This is a genomic window from Sulfurimicrobium lacus (assembly GCF_011764585.1).
In the GTDB taxonomy this organism is placed as follows: domain Bacteria; phylum Pseudomonadota; class Gammaproteobacteria; order Burkholderiales; family Sulfuricellaceae; genus Sulfurimicrobium; species Sulfurimicrobium lacus.
Genome location: NZ_AP022853.1, coordinates 1,581,717 through 1,603,745, shown reverse-complemented (window position 1 = coordinate 1,603,745; position 22,029 = coordinate 1,581,717). Strand labels below are relative to the sequence as shown.

Below are 22,029 nucleotides of genomic sequence, written 5' to 3'. Positions count from 1 at the left end.
AAGCGGATTCACGCAACATGGAACTAGGTGAACGCAATGTTATTGCTTGCCATTCTGCTGTGCGGATATTCGGTATTCACCGCGCTGGTGTTGGTGTCGACGCATTTTCGCAGCGAGTCCTATGTCGGGCAACCACTGGAACGCGCGCTGGGTATATCCCTGATACTGGCCCTGGGCGGACTTCAGTTGTGTCATTTTTCGTACCTCATGGGGCACGATGGAGTGCATGGCGCTTTTTATCAGACCCTGCTGTTTGGCATCGCGCCGGCGTTCTACCTGTTCAGCCAGCCCCTGATCAGGGCGCAGATCCGCTATTCGCCCCGGCAGGCGCTGCATCTGCTGCCGCTCACCGCGGCCCCCTGGCTGCCTTCCAGCCAGGCCTGGCCGCTGGCCTTTGCAATCGGCGCACTTTACCTGATCGGGCTGGGACGGCAGGTATACGCCTTGCGTGCCCATCGCCATCGCTTTCACCTTGAACTGGGGTTTCTCGCCGGAATTTTCCTGATTGCCGCGGGGGTTGTCGGACTGGTTTTCCTGATGCCGCTGATATCGGAGCATGCCTTCTTCATGCTGTACGCCAGCGCGATCGGCAGCGCGTTTCTGTTGCTCAGCCTGGCACTCTTTCATGCCCCGCAAATGCCCGACCGGATCGAAGAAGCCGCGCGGGAAACATACGTCTCATCGACGCTCGCAAATGTGGACTGCGAAAGCACGCTGAACCGGCTTGAACAACTGATGCAGCAGGAACAGGCATTTGAAAACCCGGATCTCGACCTGCCGATGATGGCGGAGCAGCTCGGTTTGTCGGGCCACCAGCTTTCCGAACTGGTCAACGTGAAGCTGGGTAAAGGGTTCTCGCGCTATGTGCGGGAATACCGCGTCAATGCGGCCAAGGCCATGTTGCTGAATGAGCCGAGCGCTTCGGTGCTATCCATCGGGATGAGCAGCGGATTTTCGTCGCAATCAAATTTTTACACCGCTTTTCGCGAAGTGACCGGCATGACGCCGGGCCAGTTCCGCAAGTTTTCCATGCCAAACCATCCTGAATGATCATTCAGGCATAAAAAACCTCTCCTTTTCTATCTTTCCGGAGGTTTTCCCGGGCCATTGTTCCGAAACTGGAGCCACTTTCCAGAAGGAGCATGAGCATGAGAATACTACTGACCGGGGCCAGCGGCTTTTTGGGCCGGCACATCCTGAGCGCCCTGCAGCAAGCGGGGCATGAAGTCAGGGCTGTGAGCCGGCGCACGGGCGCCGATTTCAATGCGCTGCGCACGCCTGAAGACTGGCTGCCCGAGCTGGCCGGCATGGACGCAGTGATCAACTGCGTCGGCATCATCGCCGAGTCGGCGTCCCAACGCTTCGCGAGCCTGCACGTCGAGGCACCGGTCGCCCTGTTTCGCGCCTGCGCCCGCAGCCCGGTCCGGCGCGTGATCCAGATTTCCGCGCTGGGGGCGGACGATATGGCCAGCAGCCCCTACCACCTGAGCAAACGCGCGGCGGACGAGGCGTTGCGCGGCCTGGCGCTGGATTGGTTCGTTCTGCGCCCCTCGCTGGTAGTGGGTGCCGGAGGAAGGAGCACGGCCTGGTTCCGGCGCATGGCCAATCTGCCGTTGCTGGTTTTGCCCGGCTCGGGCGAGCAAGCCATACAGCCCATCCATGTCGGGGATGTGGCGGCCACCGTGCTGAAATGTCTCGAACCTGGGGCTCCCTCCCGCCTGACGCTTGATCTGGTTGGCCCGGAAGCGATGACATTCCGGCGTTTGCTGCTGTTGCTGCGTCAGGACAGTCGCCCGAACGCATCCCTGGTCTGGCAGATCCCCCTTCCCTGGCTGATGGCCATCTCTTATCTGGCAGCGCCATTCCAGCTCCTGCTCAGTCCCGACAATCTGCACATGCTGCAACGCGGCAATACGGCGGATGTCGCACCGCTGGCGCAGTTTCTCGGAAGAATGCCCATGTCCATGGAAAACGACCTGCCCCGCGAGGAGGACGATCATGAGCTATCTGCTGCTTAAATACCTGCACATCCTGAGCATGGTGTTGTTATTCGGGACGGGGCTGGGGAGCGCGTTCTACAAATGGATGGCCGATCGCAGCCGCAATGTCGCGCATATCGCCGACACCAGCCGCCACGTGGTTCTGGCGGACTGGCTGTTCACTACGCCGACGGTGATTTTTCAGCCCGTCAGCGGGATCTGGCTGTTGCAGCTTGCCGGCATACCGCTCGACACCCCCTGGGTGGTCGCCAGTCTGTCGCTCTACCTGCTGGCCGGGGTCTGCTGGCTGCCCGTGGTCGCCCTGCAGATTCGCATGCGAAACCTGGCACAACAGGCGGCGCTAACCCAAACCGATTTGCCGGCACGCTACTGGCAAGATGCGCGTCTCTGGTTCTGGCTGGGCGTGCCGGCTTTCTCTGCCATGGTCATAGTCGTTTTTCTGATGGTTTTCAAAACACTACACGGAGCTTGAGATGAACAAGATATCAGTCATGCAACGCGCGCTGGGCCCGGCATGGACCGCCCTTCCGCCAGCGCTCAAGAATCACTACCAGCATGCCGAGCATTATGACGAAGGACGCCTGGACATCGACTACCCGGGCTATCTGCACCCATTCTTCATCCTGCTGAACAGCTTTGGCGCACTGGTCGATCGGCGCGGGTCAAACGTTCCGACCCGGGTTGAAAAAAAGATGCGCGGCGACAATCAATACTGGGCAAGGACCATCCGCTTCCCCGACGGCAAGGTGGTGATCTTCAACAGCCGCTGGGTGCACGAAGCGGGCAATCGACTCATTGAATTCGTCAACCCCTTCCTGGGACTGCGCATGGCGGTTCGGGTCGAATCCGGCGAGCTGCATTATGAAAGCATCAACTACGTATTCCAGCTGTGGTCTTTGCGGCTATCCATTCCCGAGTGGCTCATGCTGGGCAAAGCCAGCATTGTCGAAAGCGCGCTGGATGAGCGTCGATTCGTCATGGATTTTCGCCTGCGCCAACCGCTGCTGGGACAGATCTTCAGCTACTCCGGGCAATTTTCGACCGTCCCTGCCGTATCTCCCGGCAACGCCACGGATCTTCAGGATTAGCATGACCGCCTACGAAGCCATCCTCTGCAAGTCAATATTAAAACCGTATCCCGTATGCATTAATGGCACAATGCATGCTAATTAAAAAAACGGGAAACCGGCGCAACCGATCAAAGTGCCGTGATGCCGAATTCCGCGGAACCCAAGCTTGCGACAAGACAAGCAGCCAAGAAAATATTCAGTAAGGGAGGCGAACGATGCGAAGTCAAATATGAACAGACGCCCATTTTCCCTGCGAGAAAACAGGTGAAATTCCATAAAAATATTTTGCTTGCAGCTTAAGTATATTCGGATATTCTTATCTTCATGGACGGTGGGATAAAAAGCGCTTCTTTAAAAAGCGCAATCCCATTATCCTTTAGCCCGCACACTATTTCAGGGCATCTAACTTAACTTCTACAGTCGGGGGACTCGAAAATGTTAAAAATTCTCAGCGGTTTTATATTGGGCCTGCTATTCACCGCGTTCGCGGCGTACGTCATGGCTCCCAGCCTCATGTTTCAGGAACGGGTTAGCCCATTCGGCGTGGAAGAGACGGCGGCCCGCATTCAACAGAACATCCAGAACACCGGCAATGGCTGGTCGCTTTCAGGCCTGCGCAACCCGGCCAAGGCAGTCCAGCAGGATGGCGGCAACACACTACCGGTCCTCATGATCGAAGCCTGCAGCACCAAGTACTCCGGCCCGATCCTCAAAGACGACAGCGTCCGCTTCCTCTCCATCCTCATGCCCTGCAAAATTTCCGTTTACAAGAAAAACGATGGCAAGACCTACATCGGCAACATGAATGCCGGCCTGATGGGCAAGATGTTCGGTCCCATGGTGGGGGAAATCATGGGACACGTTGCAGCAGACCAAGCAAAATTCCTCAAATTCGATCCAAGCAAACCCGCACCGGCAATGATCAAAGGTACGCCGGGTGGCGGTGCGAGCGGAGGCGCTGGCGGCGGAGCGGCTGGTGGTTGCTAATGCGACCAGACCAACCTACACCCATACCTAGATCGAAAAAGGAAAGATCATGTTAACGAGGACTAGAATCACCCTGTCGGCGTTGGTTGCCGGCGCCATGCTGGCAGCGCTAACCGCGCTTGCCGAGCCGGCACCGGCCAAGCCCAACACCGCGACTGCCGCTCCGCAAGCACCAACCGTTGCGAAACAAAAAAGCGCTTCCACAGCAGATCACAGCAAATTCAAGGAGCTTGATAAGGATTTCAAGACTGGACCGGAAGTTACCGAGGCCTGCCTGATTTGCCACAACGAAGCCGCCAAACAGGTGCAGCACACCAAGCACTGGACCTGGGAGTCCGTCGATCCCAAGACCGGTCAGAAACGGGGCAAGAAAAACATCATCAACAACTACTGCACTTCTCCCATATCGAACGAGAAAGACTGCATGGCCTGCCACGCGGGTTATGGATGGAAGGACAGCAGCTTCGACTTCACGGTGGAGAAAAACGTGGACTGTCTGGTGTGCCACGACACCACCGGCACCTACCGCAAGCTGCCGGGCGACGCCGGACATCCGGTTTATGTGCGCAGGGAGTTTCCGCCCGGATCGGGCAAGTTCGTCGAGGCCGTGGACCTGAAAAAAGTGGCCCAGAACATCGGCAAGCCTAGCCGCACCAACTGTGGCTCCTGCCACTTCTTCGGCGCGGGCGCCAACGGCGCAAAGCACGGCGACCTCAGCAGTTCGCTACAGCATCCGGACAAGTATCTGGATGTGCACATGGACGAGAAAGGGCTCAACTTTTCTTGCGCCACCTGCCATTCCACGTCGAGCCACCAAGTCTCCGGCAGCCGCTACAACGTGGCTGCGGCAGTCACTGGCCCGGCGCACATTCGCGGCAAGGTGGATACCAGCAATCCCGCCTCCTGCCAGTCCTGCCATGGCAACAAGCCACACCCGGCAAAAATGTCCAGACTGAATGATCACACCAATAAGATCGCCTGCCAGACCTGCCACATTCCGGAATACGCCCGAGACAACATCGGTACCGAACGGAGTTGGGACTGGTCCCAGGCCACCGTCATGGGACCGGATGGCAAACCGTTTGTGCGCAAGGATAGCGCCGGACGCCGCGCCTTCGACTCGAAGAAAGGCGCATGGGTGTGGGAATCCTACGTGATCCCGGAATACCGCTGGTTCAATGGTGTTTCCAAGTTCAAGGTGATCGGCGACAAGATCGACCCGAGCAAGACAGTGCAGATCAACGAAGTCGGCGGCAGCCCCAACGACCCTGATTCGCGCATTTGGCCGACCAATGTGCACCGCGGCAAGCAACCTTACGACAAGGTTAACTTGACGCTCACCCTGCAACACACGGGCGGCGAGGACGACACCGCCCTATGGCACAACTACGACTGGCAAAAGGCGATCACGGCCGGGATGAAGGCAGGCGGCCTGCCCTATAGCGGACAGTATGGATTCGTCGACACTGAGCAGACCTGGCCCATCACTCACATGGTGGCGCCGAAGGGCGACGCACTGACTTGCGTCCAGTGTCACGATTCCAAGACCGGCGGACGCCTTAAAAACGTCAAGGGCATCTACATGCCCGGCCGCGGCGACAACAACCAGCTGCTCGACAAGGCTGGCTGGGCCCTCGCGCTATTGACCCTGCTAGGTGTGCTCGCCCATGGGGCCGGCCGCATCTACATGAGCTACAGGAAAGGATAAGATCATGTCAGAAAAAATCTATGTATTCAAACGGTTCGAGCGTTTCTGGCACTGGTCGCAGGCCACGCTCATCATCTTCATGCTGATAACCGGCTTCGAGGTGCACGGTTCCTACCACCTGTTCGGCTTCGGCCAGGCGGTGAACCTGCACACCATCTCCGCCTGGACGCTGATCGGGCTGTGGGTGTTCGCGATCTTCTGGCACTTCACCACCGGCGAATGGAAGCAGTACATCCCGACGCTGGACAAGGTGATCGCCATGATCAAGTTCTACTCGGTCGGCATCTTCATCCATGCTCCGCACCCGTTCAAAGCGACGCAGCTCAAGAAGCACAACCCGCTGCAGCGCCTCGCCTACCTCGGTGTGTTGCTGTTCATCGGGCCGCTGCTGTGGACCTCGGGATGGTTCTACCTGTTCTTCGGTGACTGGAGTGTCTGGGGTGTAGACAAGTACGTATCGCTGGAATGGGTCGCGTTCTTCCATACTGCCGGTGCGTTCATGATGCTGCTATTCCTGATCGCTCACGTTTACCTCACCACGGCGGGACACACACCGACCTCGCATATCAAGGCCATGATTACCGGCTGGGAAGAAGTGGATTAGCGTCTCCCGACGTCCAACCCAGCAGGTGGCCGGGCAGCGTCAAAGCTGCCCGGTCTTTTTATTGATGCTCTCTGGATTCAGGCATTGATTTGAAGTTATGCAATTGCATTCAAACTAAATCACCAACTTCGACAAGAACGCCCTGTCGAAATATCTTACATATCCGATATATTAAATCCCAATAGTTTTCATTACTTATTGTTAATTAATAACATAATTATGTTGACATGACATTTGCTTAGATGGAAAAAGTTTTGCCTACGTAATAAATCTAAAGGGACTAATAATAATGAAGAAACATCTGCTTGCCGTTTGTCTTCTGGGCTTCTCGGCCGTTTCCAATGCAACTGTGTTGACATTTGATGATATTCCAGGTGTATCACAGAATAGCTATGGTGCAATTGGAACGTATGCTGGTTTTAATTTTGGTGCTACCAACGATTTAAACCGTATGGATTGGATTGACACCGTGGGCTCAAGTTGGAATTTTGGCGCTGTAAGCGGTGATTTCACCATGTTGAACAATTATGGCGGCACGGCTATTGTGACCGCGGCAAATGGAGCTGATTTTACCTTTGATGGCCTATGGGCGCGTATCTGGTCTAGCGGTGCTAGCAGGATAGGTAATATTCGGGGATTTAATAATGGAGCTGAGGTTTGGAATTCAGCTGCAGCATTAACAACAAGCTGGACTGCATTTAATGGCCACGCAGGTTCTATTGACGAATTGCACCTGGAACTTGGCAACTACTATCTGGTCGACAACTTGGCAGTCAATGAAACCATCCCCGAGCCAGCTACGCTGGGCTTGCTGGCCCTTGGTTTTCTGGGTATGCGTTTGGCGCGCCGTAAAGCATAATCGGCTTAATACTATAGTTGTCACAAAAAGCCTGGCTTCATGCCAGGCTTTTTGTTTGTGCGCCATGAAGAGCAACGCTGCGGCATACCGATCCAACATCAATCACGAGATCGGATACCTTCATTTAATGTTTACGTCCACATGCTTGACCGCGATAGTCAAAGCATCACTTTCCGGATCGTGCCGCGGCATCGCGTAAAAGTGGCAAATACTGATTCCAGCCGAATACTGGCCCGCTGTGTGAAAACAACACCACGCCGTGCTTGTCCAGCACATAAGTGGTGGGGAAAACCATCGCCAGTTCGCGGTCCCGAATCCGCTTGCCGTTCGCCAGCGGCAGCGAATCCGAGCCGGCATCCTTGATGCCCGAGTCGTACAGCGGCAGGCTGATGTGCTGGTTCTCGGCCCAGAAGCGCGCCGTGTCGATGTCTTCGCGCATCTGCAGCAACACCAGCTGGATATCCCTGGAAGACGCCAGTTCGCGGCTCAGCTTCTGCAATTCCGGCATCTCCTGGCGGCAGGGCGAACACCATGTGCCCCAGAAATGCAGCAGCACCACCTTGCCGTGCAGGTCCGAAAGCTTGAGCGGCTTTCCGGCCGGGCTGGTGATGGCAAGATCATGGAAACGCTCGCCGCGGTGCTTGCCGGTCGCCGCCCTGGCAGCCTCGGCGCCGGTTTTGTACGGCCCCCACAGTTTCGGCCAGGTCTTGCTTTCAAACACCACCTGATTGTCCTGCGCATACAACACGCATTCCTGCTCGGTATGCTCAGCGCAGCCTTGCAACGCCGCCTCGCCCGCCAAATCGGGAGAAGCTTCTTCCGCCTTCCACGACCAAGCCCCGCCTGGTGCGACGGCGAATGCGCGGTGCATCGGGGCAAGGAGAAATTCGCGGTATCCTTCGCGGCCTTTCTGGTCCAAATGCGGCACCGCGGAAATATCGTTGAGCCCGGCCGCCTGCAGCGTAAGAGGCACGACGAGCCAGCCGAGAAATCCCATCAGAAACTTGAAGCTATTCACACGTCACTCCCCGATCAGATGCATCACGATTTTGCGCCGCTGCGGCGCGAAACGGTGCTCGTAAAGATAAATCCCCTGCCAGGTTCCGAGGGCCAACTGCCCCTGGCGCAGAGGGACGGATAGCTGGGTCTGGGTCAGCGCCGCGCGCACATGCGCCGGCATGTCGTCCGGCCCCTCCAGGCTGTGGGCAAACATGGGATCACCGTCCTTGACCAGGCGAGCAAAAAAACGTTCCAGATCGGCCTGCACATCGGGATCGTAATTTTCCTGCACCACCAGGCTGGCGGACGTGTGCTGGATGAACAGGGTCAGCAGGCCGTCCGAGAAGCCGGACTGCCCCACCCAGCGCACGATCCGGTCGGTGAAGACATAGAGCCCGCGCCCGGCTGTTTCAAGCATCAAAATTTCGGAACACTGTCGCATGCCCGGTATTATACTTGGGCCAGTTCACCGCCTGATAAAAGCGCGCAAATGTTCAAACATCAAGACGCACTCGAAACGCTGAATAAAGACATCCCGCTCGGGGAAAAGCTTCGCTTCATTCACGCGTTTCTTCACCAGCAGTTCGATTTCATCGACCGCATCGCCATTGCGCTCTACGACGAAAAAACCGACCTGCTCAAGACCTATGTCCACAGCAGCGGCTTGGATATCCCGCTGCAGCACTACCAGTCCACGCTCGCAGAGGCCCCGTCGCTGCAGGAAATCATCCGCCTGGGACGGCCGCGCGTCGTCAACGACATGTCTTTTCTCGCCGGCAGCAGCAAGGTTCACAGCCAGCGCATCGGCGCGCAAGGCTACGGCTCCAGCTACACCCTGCCGATGTACAGCAACGGGTGCTTTTTCGGCTTTCTTTTTTTCAACTCCTACCGCAGCGACGTCTTCAGCGAAAGCGCACTGCACTACATCGACCTGTACGGCCACCTGCTGGAACTGATCGTCATCAACGAACTGGCCGAGGTGCGCGCCCTGGTCGCGAGCATCAAGACCGCCACCAACATGGCCCTGCAGCGCGATTTCGAGACCGGCTACCACCTCGAAAGAATGTCCAATTACGCTCGCCTGATCGCCCGCGACCTCGCCGATAAATACGGCCTGACCGACGACATCGTGGAGCATATCTTCCTTTTCGCACCGCTCCACGACATCGGCAAGATCGGCATCCCCGACCACATCCTGCTCAAGCCCGGCAAGCTCAGCGCGGAAGAATACGAAATCATGCAGAAGCATGTCGGCAAAGGGGTGGAAATCATCGACGCCATGGTGGCGAATTTCGGCCTTCAGGAAGTCAAGCACATCGACATCCTGCGCAACGTCGCCCACTACCACCACGAAGCCATCAATGGCAGCGGCTACCCGCAAGGGCTCAAAGGCGAGGAAATCCCGCCCGAAGCCCGCATCGTCGCGGTGGCCGACGTGTTCGACGCCCTCACCTCCCGCCGCTCCTACAAGGACGCCTGGAGCAACGACGCCGCCTTCGCCCTGCTGCTCGAACTGTCGGACAGCAAATTCGACCGCGACTGCGTGCAGACCCTGATCGCGCGCCGCGAAGAAGTGGAACAGATCCAGGCGCGCTTCCGCGAAGAAACAATCTCCTGAGACATCGCCTGCAACGGCACACACCACTGGCTAAAGCCAAATGTAGGGTGGGTTGTAACCCACCAGGCGTTGCGTAGCAACTCATATAAAAAACTGATGGGTGCGCTCCGCGCGCGTGATTACCCGTTTGAGCAGCCATAATGAAAACGGGCGGCTGCCGGAGAGCAGCCGCCCGTTTCATGACACGTGGCCAGGGCCGAGTCATGAACAGTGACCAATTCGGATTGCCGATCAAGGGCGGAAGCGTATGAGTGCATCCTCTACGGTCTGATGATGATCCGTACTCCAGAAACGCCTGTTTGCAAAAGGCGAATTCGGCATGAGTTTCTCTTTGAGAACTTCCTCACGGAATGACCCGACGTTTCTCTTCCAGTAATCGAGGCTCAGCACTTCCTGTTCGGACAGGGTATGGCAGCCCTGACAATCTGTCACGACGACATTCCAGAGTTTTGGCTCGGTGGCCCAGGTGCTCGGCCTGTAAGCTGAGTACTGCGTGGCCAAAGGCAGTCCATTGCCACCGTAGAGCCCATTTATCAGACTTTTCACGGCGCCGGGCGGATTTGTCTTCATTACCCCTTGATTAAGCTTCTTCACATTTGCTTCATTAGCTGCCCGGGATGTCAGTGGGCCGTATTCGAAAACGTTGAAGTCAAACGCAAGGAATCCGCCGCCGGTCTTGCCGCCACGGGTTGCAAAGTTCTTGTTCCCACCACCATGGCAGGCAGCACAACCGTTTGGCAAGAACAGTTCTTCTCTCGTGGCTACGTCAGGATCAAAGAAAGTACTGTTCTTGCGATTGCCAGCGGCGTCGTAGATGTAGAACTTGGTGATACGGTCGCCGTTCGGGCCAGGGGAGTATTCCATGTTCACGATGGACTTTGCGTTTATGTTCAAGAACGCATCCTGCTCGCTCTCGAAGTTGAAGGTGGTATACGCAACGTTCCCCACGTACCCGATACGCTTGTCGATGACCATCTCGATTCTGCGCCAGAAGCCGAGATCAGAGACGTTTTTGTGCCCCCCAACCACAACGACTTCATTCCCGGAACCAGGATCAAAACCATTAACTGTTCTCCAGGCGGCCTGGGTCGACCTCAGGTTACTCGGGTCGATGGTTTGGTAATACAAGATGGCATCGGCTTCCGTGCTAACGCCGTTGGCTTTGAGCAAATTGCCTGAATACACCGCGCCTGGCACGATTGATCCACCCAGAAACGCAACTGAAATCAAAGCTGCTCTAAAATTCAATTTCATTTTCATTTTATTTCTCCTTGCAACTAATTATGTGAAGTGCGGCGTGATGACGGCCGCCAGTGCGAGACCGCGGCGAGACTGGATGCCGCGAATAGCGGCGGCGCGCGGATCGACCAGGACATGTAGTTGCGATGAGGTTTGCCTGCCCGACATTGATCGCCGACCCGAAAATTTACGATACGCGCACAGCGCCGGGAGAGCACTTCGCTTGATGGTGTATTTTCACTGCTCGGGCAAGTACAACAGCCAGCTTTTACGCTGCTGGCGAGGCTGTATTGCTGAGGTCAGGAAAGTACGTCCGTGTACGTTACTGAAGTGACCCGGAGATAAACGCTGGACGTAAAAAAACCGGGCACGTTTCCGCACCCGGTTTTACCAGTACCCCGCCGATTTTTATCCTTTATCGAAGCGGAACACCCCGTCCCGGCAATCGACCCTGATCGTGTCCTTGGCCGCGAAATGTCCACCCAGGATTTCCTTCGCCAAGGCATTTTCCAGGTTGGCCTGGATCGCCCGCTTCAGCGGCCTTGCGCCGAACACCGGGTCGAAGCCCGCGCTCGACAGTTCCGATAGCGCCGCCTCGCTCACTTCCAGCTTCATTTCCATCTGCGCCAGACGCTTCTCCAGGTATTGCAACTGGATACGCGCGATGGACTTGATGTGCGCTTCGTCCAGGGCGTGGAACACCACCACTTCGTCGATGCGGTTGATGAACTCGGGACGGAAATAGGTTTTCACTTCGCCCATCACCGCCAGCTTGATGACCTGGTAATCGTCGCCCGCCATCTGCTGGATCATCTGGCTGCCGAGGTTGGAGGTCATCACGATCACGGTGTTCTTGAAGTCCACCGTGCGGCCCTGCCCGTCGGTCATGCGGCCGTCGTCGAGCACCTGCAGCAGCACGTTGAACACGTCCGGGTGCGCCTTTTCCACCTCGTCGAGCAGGATGACGGAGTAAGGCTTGCGGCGCACCGCCTCGGTGAGGTGGCCGCCCTCTTCGTAGCCGACATAGCCGGGCGGCGCGCCGATGAGGCGGGACACGCTGTGCTTCTCCATGAACTCGGACATGTCGACGCGGATCAGGTGCTCCTCGGAATCGAACAGGAACCCGGCCAGCGCCTTGCACAACTCGGTCTTGCCGACCCCGGTGGGGCCGAGGAAGAGGAAAGAGCCATATGGCCGGTTGGGGTCGCCCAGGCCGGCACGCGAACGACGGATGGCGTCCGAGACCAGGCGCACGGCTTCGTCCTGCCCCACCACGCGCTGGTGCAGCGCATCTTCCATCTTGAGCAGCTTGTCGCGCTCGCCTTCCATCATCTTGGAAACCGGGATTCCCGTGGCGCGCGACACCACTTCGGCGATTTCTTCCGCGCCCACCTGGGTGCGCAGCAGCTTGTGCTTCTCCTGCGACTCGCTGGCCGTCTCGGCCTGCTTGAGCTGGACTTCGAGCTGGGGAAGCTTGCCGTACTGGATCTCCGCCACCTTGTCGAGCTTGCCCTCGCGTTGCAGCTTGACGATGTCCGCCTTGAGCCGGTCGATCTCTTCCTTGATGTGCTGGCTGCCCTGCACCTGGGCCTTCTCGGACTTCCAGACTTCTTCCAGGTCGTTGTATTCGCGCTGCAGCTTGACGATTTCCTCGTCGAGCAGACCCAGGCGTTTCTTCGAGGCCTCGTCCTTCTCCTTCTTCACCGCCTCGCGCTCGATCTTGAGCTGGATCAGGCGGCGGTCGAGTTTGTCCATGACTTCCGGCTTGGAATCGATTTCCATCCTGATGCGCGAAGCCGCCTCGTCGATCAGGTCGATGGCCTTGTCGGGCAGGAAGCGGTCGGTGATGTAGCGGTGCGACAGCTCGGCGGCGGCGATGATGGCCGGGTCGGTGATGTCCACACCGTGGTGCAGTTCGTATTTCTCCTGCAGGCCGCGCAGGATGGCGATGGTGTCTTCCACCGTCGGCTCGTTCACCAGCACTTTCTGGAAGCGGCGCTCCAGCGCGGCATCCTTCTCCACGTATTTGCGGTATTCGTCCAGCGTGGTGGCGCCGATGCAATGCAGCTCGCCGCGCGCCAGTGCGGGCTTGAGCATGTTGCCGGCATCCATCGCGCCCTCAGCCTTGCCGGCGCCGACCATGGTGTGCAGTTCGTCGATGAACAGGATGATGCGGCCCTCGTCCTGGCCTACCTCTTTCAAAACGGCTTTCAGGCGCTCCTCGAATTCGCCTCGGTACTTGGCCCCGGCCAGCAGACCGGCCATGTCCAGCACCAGCACGCGCTTGCCCTTGAGGGTTTCCGGCACTTCGCCGTTGACGATGCGCTGCGCCAGGCCTTCCACGATCGCGGTCTTACCCACGCCCGGCTCGCCGATCAGCACCGGGTTGTTCTTGGTGCGGCGCTGCAGCACCTGAATGGCGCGGCGGATCTCGTCGTCGCGCCCGATCACCGGGTCGAGCTTGCCCATCCGGGCGCGCTCGGTGAGGTCCAGGGTATATTTCTTCAGCGCCTCGCGCTGGCCTTCGGCTTCCTGACTTTGCACGTTTTCCCCTCCCCGTACCGCATTGATGGCTTGTTCCAGGTGGGCCTTGTCGACCCCGTGTTCCTTCAGCAGGCGCCCGGCCTCGCCCTTGTCCTGCACGGCGGCGAGCAGGAACAGTTCGCTGGCGATGAACTGGTCGCCGCGCTTCTGCGCGTCCTTGTCGGTCAGGTTGAGCAGGTTGTTGAGATCGCGCGAAATGCTCACCTCGCCGCCGTGGCCTTCCACCTTGGGCAGGCGCTCCAGCGCTTTCTGCAGGGCGGGCAACAGGGCGCCGACATTGGCCCCGGCGCGCTGCAGCAGCGACGCGGTTCCGCCTTCCTCCTGTTGCAGCAGCGCCAGCAACAAATGCTGCGGCTCGATGAACTGGTTGTCCTGGCCGACGGCAAGACTTTGCGCGTCGTTGATCGCCTGCTGGAATTTGGTGGTGAGCTTGTCAAAACGCATGGCCTGGTTTCTCCTGATTGAACTAAACCCTACTTGGGGGAGGGACAGGGAATTTCAAGCAAACGGGCATGGCGAAGCGCCGCCCCGAATCATGAAGCAACGCTTCGCCATACCCGTTTCCCTCTCTCCTTGCTTTCTCCCAGAGGGAGAGAGGGACGAAGGCAACGCTTCGCGTTGTTTCATGTTAAAGGATATAGTCCAACCGTACCATGCCACCCCTCTTCAGTTTGCGGTAAACTTCTGTGCGGAAAGGCAAACGGGAAAAACGTGGCAAAACGAGGACTATTCCTGGCTGGAGTATGGCTGGTGCTGCAGGTGTGGCTGGGCGTAGCCTGCGCGGCCCCCGCCTCTGCGCTCACGCTCTCCACGGGCACCGAAGTTTCGCTGCGCACTTTTCCCAGCCAGGGCGACACCCTGCTGCTATGGTTCGTCTGCGACGAAGGCCATGGCGCCAACGAAGCCCGCACCGCTCAGGAACTCGCTTCCCGCGGCTACGAAACCTGGTTCCCGGACATGCTGGAAGCGCACTTCCTGCCTTCCCTGCCGAGCAGTTTGAAACAGCTTCCGCCGGAAGAAATCACCGAAATGATCGCCCATGCCGTCAAACAGAGCGGCAAGAAAGTGGTGCTCGTCACCTCCGGCCACGGCGCCGGCCCGATTCTCAAGGGGGCGCGTGCCTGGCAGGAACAGGCGCCGGAGGAGACGAGGAACGCCCTGAGCGGGGCCATCCTGTTCAACCCCGATCTCTATTCCGTTCCGCCCGCCCCCGGCGTGGAAGCGCAGTACGACCCCGTGGTGCTGCAAACCGCACTGCCGCTGTTCATCTTCCAGGGACAACTGTCGCCGGGGCGCTGGTGGCTGGAGCATCTCAAGGTCCAGTTCGCCCGTGGCGGAGCCAAAGTAAGCAGCATGGTATTGCCCAAAGTGCGCGGCCATTTCTACGTGCGCTCGGACGCCACCGATGACGAACGCGCGATGACCCAAAGATTGCCCGAGCTGATCCAGGATGCGCTGCAGCAGCTGCAACAACCCATTACCTCGCAACCCCACCAGAACGAGACAAAACCATGAAGAAAATACTGCTGGGCCTGTGTGGCCTGTTCCTTTTTTCCGCGGCTCAGGCCATGGAACTGCAGGCCTGGAGCGGCGGCGCGACCCCTCCACTGGCGCTCAAGGATATGAACGGCAAGACGCACAATCTCGAAAGCTATCGCGGCAAGGTGGTGATGGTGCAGTTCTGGGCCACCTACTGCGCACCCTGCCTCAAGGAAATGCCGTCCATGATGCGCCTGGAGAAGAGGCTGGCGGGCAAGCCGTTCGTCATCCTCGCCGTGAACATGGGCGAAACAGACAAGGAAGTGAAGGATTTCCTCAAGACCAAGGTCAAGGCGGATTTCACCATCCTCATGGATGAAGAAGCGAAAGCGCTCGAAGCGTGGAAAGTTTTCGTCGCGCCGTCCTCCTTCCTGATCGACCCGCAAGGCAAGGTGCGCTACACGCTGCAGGGCGGGGCCGAATGGGATGACAAGGAATACGTGCAACTGATTTCCGACCTGATGTCCGGTAAATGACCGCTCTGGAAGCAGCGATCGAAGCCAACGTCGCCGCCGCGCTGGCGGAGGACATCGGCAGCGGCGACCTGACGGCCGGGCTGCTGCCAGCGGAAAGCCGCGCCCGGGCCACCGTGATCTGCCGCGAACCCGCCATCCTGTGCGGCACCGCCTGGTTCGAAGCCTGCTTCCGCCGCCTCGACCCGCAGGTCGAAATCGATTGGCTGGTGCATGAAGGTGAAACGCTCGCAGCCGGCCAGACGCTGTGCAAAATCGGCGGCAACGCCCGCGCGCTGCTTTCCGCCGAGCGCCCGGCACTGAATTTCCTCCAGACCCTGTCCGCCACGGCGACCGCCACGCGCGGCTACGTGGACGCCGTCGCCGGCACCGCCGCTGTCATCATGGACACGCGCAAGACCCTGCCCGGACTGCGTCTGGCGCAAAAGTACGCGGTCAAGACCGGCGGCGGCGCCAACCAGCGCACCGGGCTGTTCGACGGCATCCTGATCAAGGAAAACCACATCCTCGCCGCGGGCGGCATCGCCGCCGTCCTGGCGCAGGCGCACCGCGACGCGCCGCCCGGCGTGTCGGTGCAGATCGAAGTGGAAAACCTGGACGAACTCGAACAGGCGCTGGCTGCCGGCGCCAAGCTCGTTCTGCTCGACAACTTCACGCGGGCCGACATGCGACAGGCGGTCGTCACCAGCGCAAAACGCGCGGCACTGGAAGCCTCCGGCGGCATCACGCTGGAGAGCGTGCGCGCCATCGCTGAAACCGGCGTGGACCGCATTTCCATCGGCAGCCTGACCAAGGACATCAAAGCCGTCGACCTGTCCATGCGCATCATCCTGTAATGACTTCTTCCTGGATGATCGTGGCTGGCGTCCTGTTCAGCTGCATGGGCGTGTTCGTCAAACTCGGTTCGCAGTATTTCTCCAGCGCCGAACTGGTGTTTTACCGCTCGCTGTTCGGTCTGCTGGTGATCTACCTCATCATCAAGGCTCAGGGATTCCCCATCGCCACGCCCTACTGGAAAATGCACCTGTGGCGCGGGCTGTCCGGATTCTTCGCCCTGATGCTGTTCTTTTACGCCATCAGCGCGCTTCCCCTGGCGACGGCCATCACGCTCAACTACACCTCGCCGCTGTTCCTCGCCCTGTTCACCGTGGCCATCCTCAAGGAGAAGCCAGGCGTGCTGCTGATTCTCGCCACCGTGGTGGGATTCGTCGGCGTGGTATTGCTGCTGCGCCCCACCCTGCACGCCGAACAGATCACGGCGGGTTTGATGGGACTGGGCTCAGGCTTCCTCGCCGGCATCGCCTACCTCAACGTCAAGCAATTGGGCGAACTGGGCGAGCCGGAATGGCGCGTGGTGTTCTATTTCACCCTGGTTTCCACGCTCGGCGGCGCCATCTGGATGGCGTTCCACACCTTCCATGCGCTGGACTGGCCGCGCTTTCTCATCCTCGCCGGCATGGGCACCTGCGCGACGCTGGCGCAGCTCGCCATGACCCGCGCCTACCGCACCGGCAGCACGCTGGTGGTCGGCAGCCTGGCCTACAGCACGGTGATTTTCGCCAGCCTGTGGGGCATCCTGCTGTGGCAGGAAATCCTGCCGCTCGGCAGCTGGCTGGCGATTGCCCTGATCGTCCTGAGCGGTGTGATCAGCTTGAAGGCAAGCCCGCGCCTGCCGGCGATCTGACAGCCACGGCGATGCGGTAGCCGTCCACCTGCTCGCAAGACAGCAGAGCGCAAGCCTTTAACGCCTGCTCCCGCTCCGCGCCGATCTCCTGCAACGGCAAACCGAGGCATTTGCTGCATGCCTCCATCTCTGCCCAGGCCTGCGCGAAACAGGCATCCCGCTCTTCAAGCGGAGCAGCGAGCACCGCGTGGCAGGCCGCTGCGGGGAGAAAGTCGCGGGCCAGCGCAGCGACTTCCGGCAGGCTGTCGATCCTGACAATATCCACGCCCAGCGCCCGCCCAGTAGAAAGCCCGATCAAGGCCCATTCGCCGGCATAACTCAGGCTGACCCGAATGTCGCTCGCAGCACCTTCCAGCCTGGGTCCGTACGGTCCTTCGAACAATGCGACTTGCTCCGCGGGCAGGGAAAGCAGGCCGCCCAGCGTCTCGCGCAACACCTGCCGCGCGAGCAGGCGGGCGTGGGCTCGCGGCGTGCCGCCGGGCAGCGCCAGCAGGAGCAGCGCCAGCCCGTTGTCGCGCAGCAAGCCGCCCTCTCCTCCTGCCCCTCTCCCGCTTGCGGGAGAGGGGAGCAAAGCAATCGGCCTCAGCGCTTCCATGGCTCGGCCGGCGAGCCGATCCAGCGCGTGCCGGGCGGGATGTCCTCCCCCTTCAGCACCAGGGTGAGCGGCCCGAGCGAGGCGCCGTCGCCGACGCGGGCGCCATAGAGAATGACGGCGCGCGGCCCGACGGTGACGCCGCGGCCGATGTTCACCGCGCCGATTTTCATGATGCGGTCCTCGAACAAATGGGTCTGCGGGCCGCACCAGCCGTTGAGCGCGGCGTAATCGCCGATGCTCACGCAATCGAATTCGGTCACGTCGGTGGTGTCCATGTAAATGCCCTTGCCGGTCTTGCAGCCGAGCAGGCGCATGCATGGCGGCAGCATCGGCGTGCCGCGCAGGAATTCCACGAAGTTGGGCACCGCGATGGATTCGTAAAGATTCGTCACCGCCTCGCTCGCCCACACGAAGGGCGTCCACATCGGCGCGGCGCGTGGCCGGTAACGGCCGATCACGACCCACTTGACCAGCGCCACGAAAAGGAACGACCCCACGCCGTAGAGGAAGCCCGCGAAGGCGAGCGCCAGCAGGGTATCCGCCAGGCGCCCCGCCCCCGCCAGCGGCATCACCAGATCCACCGTGAGATAGCCCACCGCGATCACCACCGCCATCGGCATCACGATGCGCAAACCTTCGACCAAGCCCCGGCTCAGGCGTCGCAGCACGCTGGGGCGGAAAGTGAGCGCCGGGTCGAAGCCCGCGAACTGCTCGCGCGCGGGAAGAATGATGGGCGGATTGCCGACCCAGGTGTCGCCGGAGTGCATGCGTGCGTTTTCCGGCACTTTGGACTGCACCCCGATCAGCACGTCGTCCGGCACCACGCTGCCGTCCGGCACGAAGGCGCCGTTCCCCAGGAAGCTGCGGTCGCCTATGACGGTGGCGCGCAAGGTCATCCAGCCGCCCTCGATGCGCTCGTCGCCGAGCATCACGCCGTCCGCCACGAAACTGTCGGTGCCGATGGTGAGCATGTCCGGCACCACCCCCAGCGCGGTGGAAATCTCCGTGCCGCGCCCGACGCGGGCGCCCAGCAAACGGTACCACCAGGGCGCGTACACCGTGGCATACAGCCCGTGCAGGACGAACAGGCTGGCTTCCTGGATCTGGTTGCCCAGCCATTTGCTGAAGTACACCGCGCTGTGGACCGACCACGAACCGGCCTTGAGGCGCGGCAGCACCAGCCAGCGGAAACCGGCCGAGGCCAGCACCGTGGCCAGCACCAGCACCGCGCTCGCGGGGATCGACAGCAGCAGGAAGGTGAAGAACGCGCCCAGGGGCGAGAGATGGGCGTCCACTTCCTTCAGCCAGCGCACGTCGAGCCAGTCGATCAGGATGAAACTGGGGAACACCGGCAGGAAAAACACCACCGCGACGAGATTCGCGCCGAGGAAGTAGAACAGGCCTTCCCACGCCGCGCGGCCGCGGGAAACGGCCTCGCGCGGCGGGCGGCTGGCGAGGTCCACGTTGCGGGCGAAGTGCGAAGGCGAACCCTCCCACACCTGCGCCGCCGGTATCCTCTGCCCCGATGCCAGCGACGACAGCCCGCCGAGCTGGGCATAGTCCCCGATCGCGGTGTATCCCTCCAGCACAGCGTAGGAATCGACTGCCGCCTCCTTGCCGATGCTGATCGGCCCGAGGACCAGTTCGCCGCGTTCGACGTGGGCGTTCTCGAAGTTCACCGAAGCGCCGATCGACACGCCGTCACCCACGCTGACCAGATCGGGCGCCCGGATGGTCAGCGCGCCGATGATCACGTCCTTGCCGATCTTCGCCCCCAGGGCGCGCAGGTACAGCGCATTGAGCGACGAACCTGAGAGCAGGTGGCGCGGCGGCACTTCCGAAATCCGGTCCGCCAGCCACCAGCGGTAATACATCATTCCCCACAGCGGATAGCGCCCCGCCTTGGCCCGCCCGAGCACCAGCCACTTGGCGGCGATGACGAAAAGGAAACTGCCGATATTGGCGAGCAGGTAGACCAGCAGCGCGGCAAGGATCGCGCGTGTCATGCTGTCGCCCTCGTCGCCGGTGAAATAGTGGTAGGTAAAGAAGGGCGACAGCCATTGCGCCATTTTCAGGCACACCAGCGGCGGCAGCGTAGCGGCCTGCGCCAGCGCACACAGCACGCGGCGCAGCCTGGGGGTGGCGACGATTTCCGGTGCGGCTGCCCCGGCCGTGCTGGGCACTTCTTTTTGCGCAAGTACGCCGGCAATTGCGCCGAGGGTGCGTTCGCAGTATATGTCGTGCACCGTGACGCCGGCAAAGCGCGAATCCGCGCGCAGTAACGATATGAGCCGCGCAGCGAGCAGCGAATGGCCGCCGAGATCGTTAAAAAAATCCGCCGCGCGCAGCAGCGGCTGACCCGGAAAGAGGTGTCCCAAAGCCAAGAACAGGGCCTCCTCCGCCGCGTTCTCGGGGATGTCGGATTCGCCCTCGGCTGCAGCACCAGTGTCCATCAGCGGCAGCGCCCGCAGCGCCTTGCGGTCGATCTTGCCGGAGGTCAGGCGCGGCAGCACCTGCACCGCCTCGAAGCGCGCCGGCACCATGTAGGGCGGCAACTGGGCTGCAAGATGCTTGCGCAGTTCGGCCGCAGTAGCATGAAACTCGCGTAGCGAGCCTGCGTCCCTCTCTCCCCCTGGGAGAGAGTTAGGAGAGAGGGAACGGGCGTGCCCGTTCGGCGCGGCACCCGACTCCGCGACATAGTAGGCAACCAACTGCTCCACTTCGCCCACTTCCTTGACCACCACCGCCGCCGTGCCCACGCCGGGCTCCCGGGCGAGCAGCGCCTCGATCTCGCCCAGTTCGACGCGAAAGCCGCGGATTTTCACCTGGTCGTCCACTCGGCCCAGGCACTGGACGTTTCCGGCATCATCGATGCGCGCCAGGTCGCCGGTGCGGTACAGGCGGGCTTCGTGTTCGCCCTGCGCATACGGGTTGGGGAGGAACTTTTCGGCTGTGAGGTCGGGGCGGCCGAGATAGCCTTGCGCCACGCCTGGGCCGATGATGCACAGCTCGCCGGTTTCTCCCGGCGGCAGCAGCTTGAGCGCGTCGTCCACCACCAGCAGACCGTAGTTGGGCAGCGGCTTGCCGATGGTCACCGGCTCACCGCGATGCAGTTCGGCGAGACTCGCCGACACCGTGGCTTCGGTCGGGCCGTAGGTATTGAAGAGTTGGCGCTCGGGCGTGGCCCAGCGCTCGACCAGCGCCTGCGGACACATCTCGCCACCGAGGTTGATCAGCCGCAATCCGGCAACATCGCGCGGAAACAGCGCGAGCAGCGTAGGCACGGCGTGCAGCACTGTGATTCCGTTGGCTTCGAGCACTTGCGGCAGCGCATCCGGATCGCCCACGATTTCACGCGGCGCCAGCCACAGGGTGGCCCCGACCAGGTAGGAAATCCAGATTTCCTCGAACGACATGTCGAAGGCCACCGAGAAGCCCTGGTACACCCGGTCCTCGGCGCGCACGCCCAGCACTTCGTTCTCGCTGCGCAGAAAATGGGCGATGCTGCGCTGGCTCACCTCGATGCCCTTGGGCTTGCCGGTGGAGCCGGAGGTGTAGATCACATAGGCCGGGCAGTCCGGCGTGAAATCCGCGTCGCGCCGGGCCAGCGGCGCATCGGCCGGCAAGGCTTCGAGCAGGTCTTCCAGCACCCATAGCGGCCAGGCGCAATCCCCCAGCAGCGGTAGTTGCGCGCGGCAGGTCAGCAGGCCTGGACTCTCGGCATCGCCGAGGCAGACCTCGATCCGCGCCGGCGGCGTATCGGCATCGAACGGCAGCCAGGCCGCCCCCGCCTTGGCGATGCCGGCCTGCGCCACCAGCAGGTCCGTCCCGCGCGGCAGCCACAAGCCGACCCGCTGCCCGCTCCGCACGCCCTGCGCGATCAGGGCGCTGGCCACCCGGTCGGCGGCGGCGTTCAGTTCGCCGTAGCTGAGAGAACGCGCGCCGAAAACCAGCGCCGTCTTGTCCGGCATGCGCCGCGCGGTGGCTTCGAGAACATCCGGAAGGGTTTCGTTTAAGAGGAGGTCAGGACGGCGCGGGCCACGCAGGACCATATAAAAAACTCAAGAAGAAGTGCAAGGCAGGATCAGTGAAGCGCTTATTTTAGCAAAT

Annotated in this window: 19 protein-coding genes; 13 read left to right on the top strand and 6 right to left on the bottom strand. The window is 60.6% G+C overall.

Annotation, left to right across the window (positions count from 1 at the left end):
• Positions 1-36: 36 nt before the first annotated feature.
• The 8 genes from SKTS_RS07960 to SKTS_RS07925 all read left to right on the top strand — a co-directional run bounded on the left by SKTS_RS07960 (position 37) and on the right by SKTS_RS07925 (position 7,228).
• Complete coding sequence (locus SKTS_RS07960) at positions 37-1,050, top strand: AraC family transcriptional regulator (protein WP_173062895.1); 1,014 nt, start codon at positions 37-39, stop codon at positions 1,048-1,050.
• 98 nt (positions 1,051-1,148) lie between these two features.
• Positions 1,149-2,018, top strand: a complete 870-nt coding sequence (locus tag SKTS_RS07955; protein ID WP_173062892.1) for an NAD-dependent epimerase/dehydratase family protein — start codon at positions 1,149-1,151, stop codon at positions 2,016-2,018.
• Positions 1,999-2,472 carry a DUF2269 family protein gene (locus tag SKTS_RS07950; protein ID WP_173062889.1) on the top strand — a complete coding sequence of 158 codons (474 nt, stop codon included), beginning with the start codon at positions 1,999-2,001 and terminating at the stop codon, positions 2,470-2,472. Before SKTS_RS07955 ends, SKTS_RS07950 begins: the two co-directional genes overlap by 20 nt.
• A gap of 1 nt (position 2,473) precedes the next feature.
• Positions 2,474-3,088 (top strand): DUF4166 domain-containing protein, encoded by a 615-nt coding sequence (locus tag SKTS_RS07945; protein ID WP_173062886.1) that lies wholly within the window; start codon positions 2,474-2,476, stop codon positions 3,086-3,088.
• 480 nt (positions 3,089-3,568) lie between these two features.
• Complete coding sequence (locus tag SKTS_RS07940; protein WP_173062883.1) at positions 3,569-4,057, top strand: DUF302 domain-containing protein; 489 nt, start codon at positions 3,569-3,571, stop codon at positions 4,055-4,057.
• Between the two features lie 49 nt (positions 4,058-4,106).
• Positions 4,107-5,765 carry a tetrathionate reductase family octaheme c-type cytochrome gene (locus SKTS_RS07935; RefSeq protein ID WP_173062880.1) on the top strand — a complete coding sequence of 553 codons (1,659 nt, stop codon included), beginning with the start codon at positions 4,107-4,109 and terminating at the stop codon, positions 5,763-5,765.
• 4 nt (positions 5,766-5,769) lie between these two features.
• Entirely contained in the window at positions 5,770-6,369 is a 600-nt protein-coding gene (locus SKTS_RS07930) for a cytochrome b/b6 domain-containing protein (protein WP_173062877.1), read from the top strand.
• A 289-nt stretch (positions 6,370-6,658) separates the two neighbouring features.
• Positions 6,659-7,228: a PEP-CTERM sorting domain-containing protein gene (locus tag SKTS_RS07925; protein WP_173062874.1), complete on the top strand. Its 570-nt coding sequence runs from the start codon at positions 6,659-6,661 to the stop codon at positions 7,226-7,228.
• A 166-nt stretch (positions 7,229-7,394) separates the two neighbouring features.
• Here SKTS_RS07925 and SKTS_RS07920 read toward each other — a convergent pair whose 3' ends face one another.
• Complete coding sequence (locus SKTS_RS07920; RefSeq protein ID WP_173062871.1) at positions 7,395-8,246, bottom strand: TlpA family protein disulfide reductase; 852 nt, start codon at positions 8,244-8,246, stop codon at positions 7,395-7,397.
• Positions 8,247-8,249: 3 nt separating this feature from the next.
• Positions 8,250-8,669, bottom strand: coding sequence for a secondary thiamine-phosphate synthase enzyme YjbQ (locus SKTS_RS07915; RefSeq protein ID WP_173062868.1), 420 nt, complete (start codon positions 8,667-8,669; stop codon positions 8,250-8,252).
• Positions 8,670-8,717: 48 nt separating this feature from the next.
• Between SKTS_RS07915 and SKTS_RS07910 the strand changes: the two genes are divergently transcribed.
• Positions 8,718-9,845 carry an HD-GYP domain-containing protein gene (locus SKTS_RS07910; RefSeq protein WP_173062865.1) on the top strand — a complete coding sequence of 376 codons (1,128 nt, stop codon included), beginning with the start codon at positions 8,718-8,720 and terminating at the stop codon, positions 9,843-9,845.
• Between the two features lie 231 nt (positions 9,846-10,076).
• Here the strand turns inward: SKTS_RS07910 and SKTS_RS07905 are convergent, their stop codons facing one another.
• Both SKTS_RS07905 and clpB read right to left on the bottom strand, forming a co-directional pair.
• Positions 10,077-11,105, bottom strand: coding sequence for a hypothetical protein (locus SKTS_RS07905; protein WP_173062863.1), 1,029 nt, complete (start codon positions 11,103-11,105; stop codon positions 10,077-10,079).
• A 387-nt stretch (positions 11,106-11,492) separates the two neighbouring features.
• Entirely contained in the window at positions 11,493-14,072 is a 2,580-nt protein-coding gene (gene clpB, locus SKTS_RS07900; protein ID WP_173062860.1) for an ATP-dependent chaperone ClpB, read from the bottom strand.
• Between the two features lie 267 nt (positions 14,073-14,339).
• Here clpB and SKTS_RS07895 point away from each other — a divergent pair, with 267 nt between their 5' ends.
• Genes SKTS_RS07895 through SKTS_RS07880 form a run of 4 tightly spaced genes read left to right on the top strand, consistent with a single transcriptional unit; the run spans position 14,340 to position 17,324 of the window.
• Positions 14,340-15,143: a hypothetical protein gene (locus SKTS_RS07895; RefSeq protein WP_173062857.1), complete on the top strand. Its 804-nt coding sequence runs from the start codon at positions 14,340-14,342 to the stop codon at positions 15,141-15,143.
• Positions 15,140-15,643, top strand: a complete 504-nt coding sequence (locus SKTS_RS07890) for a TlpA disulfide reductase family protein (protein ID WP_173062854.1) — start codon at positions 15,140-15,142, stop codon at positions 15,641-15,643. The genes SKTS_RS07895 and SKTS_RS07890 overlap by 4 nt, the downstream gene beginning before the upstream one ends.
• A complete protein-coding gene (gene nadC, locus SKTS_RS07885) occupies positions 15,640-16,476 on the top strand; it encodes a carboxylating nicotinate-nucleotide diphosphorylase (protein WP_173062851.1) in 837 nt (278 codons plus the stop codon). Before SKTS_RS07890 ends, nadC begins: the two co-directional genes overlap by 4 nt.
• Positions 16,476-17,324, top strand: coding sequence for a DMT family transporter (locus SKTS_RS07880; protein ID WP_244617476.1), 849 nt, complete (start codon positions 16,476-16,478; stop codon positions 17,322-17,324). Before nadC ends, SKTS_RS07880 begins: the two co-directional genes overlap by 1 nt.
• Here the strand turns inward: SKTS_RS07880 and SKTS_RS07875 are convergent.
• Complete coding sequence (locus SKTS_RS07875) at positions 17,287-17,847, bottom strand: 4'-phosphopantetheinyl transferase family protein (protein WP_173062848.1); 561 nt, start codon at positions 17,845-17,847, stop codon at positions 17,287-17,289. The genes SKTS_RS07880 and SKTS_RS07875 overlap by 38 nt on opposite strands.
• Positions 17,848-17,906: 59 nt before the next feature.
• Positions 17,907-21,971, bottom strand: coding sequence for a Pls/PosA family non-ribosomal peptide synthetase (locus tag SKTS_RS07870; RefSeq protein ID WP_173062844.1), 4,065 nt, complete (start codon positions 21,969-21,971; stop codon positions 17,907-17,909).
• Positions 21,972-22,029: the final 58 nt, after the last annotated feature.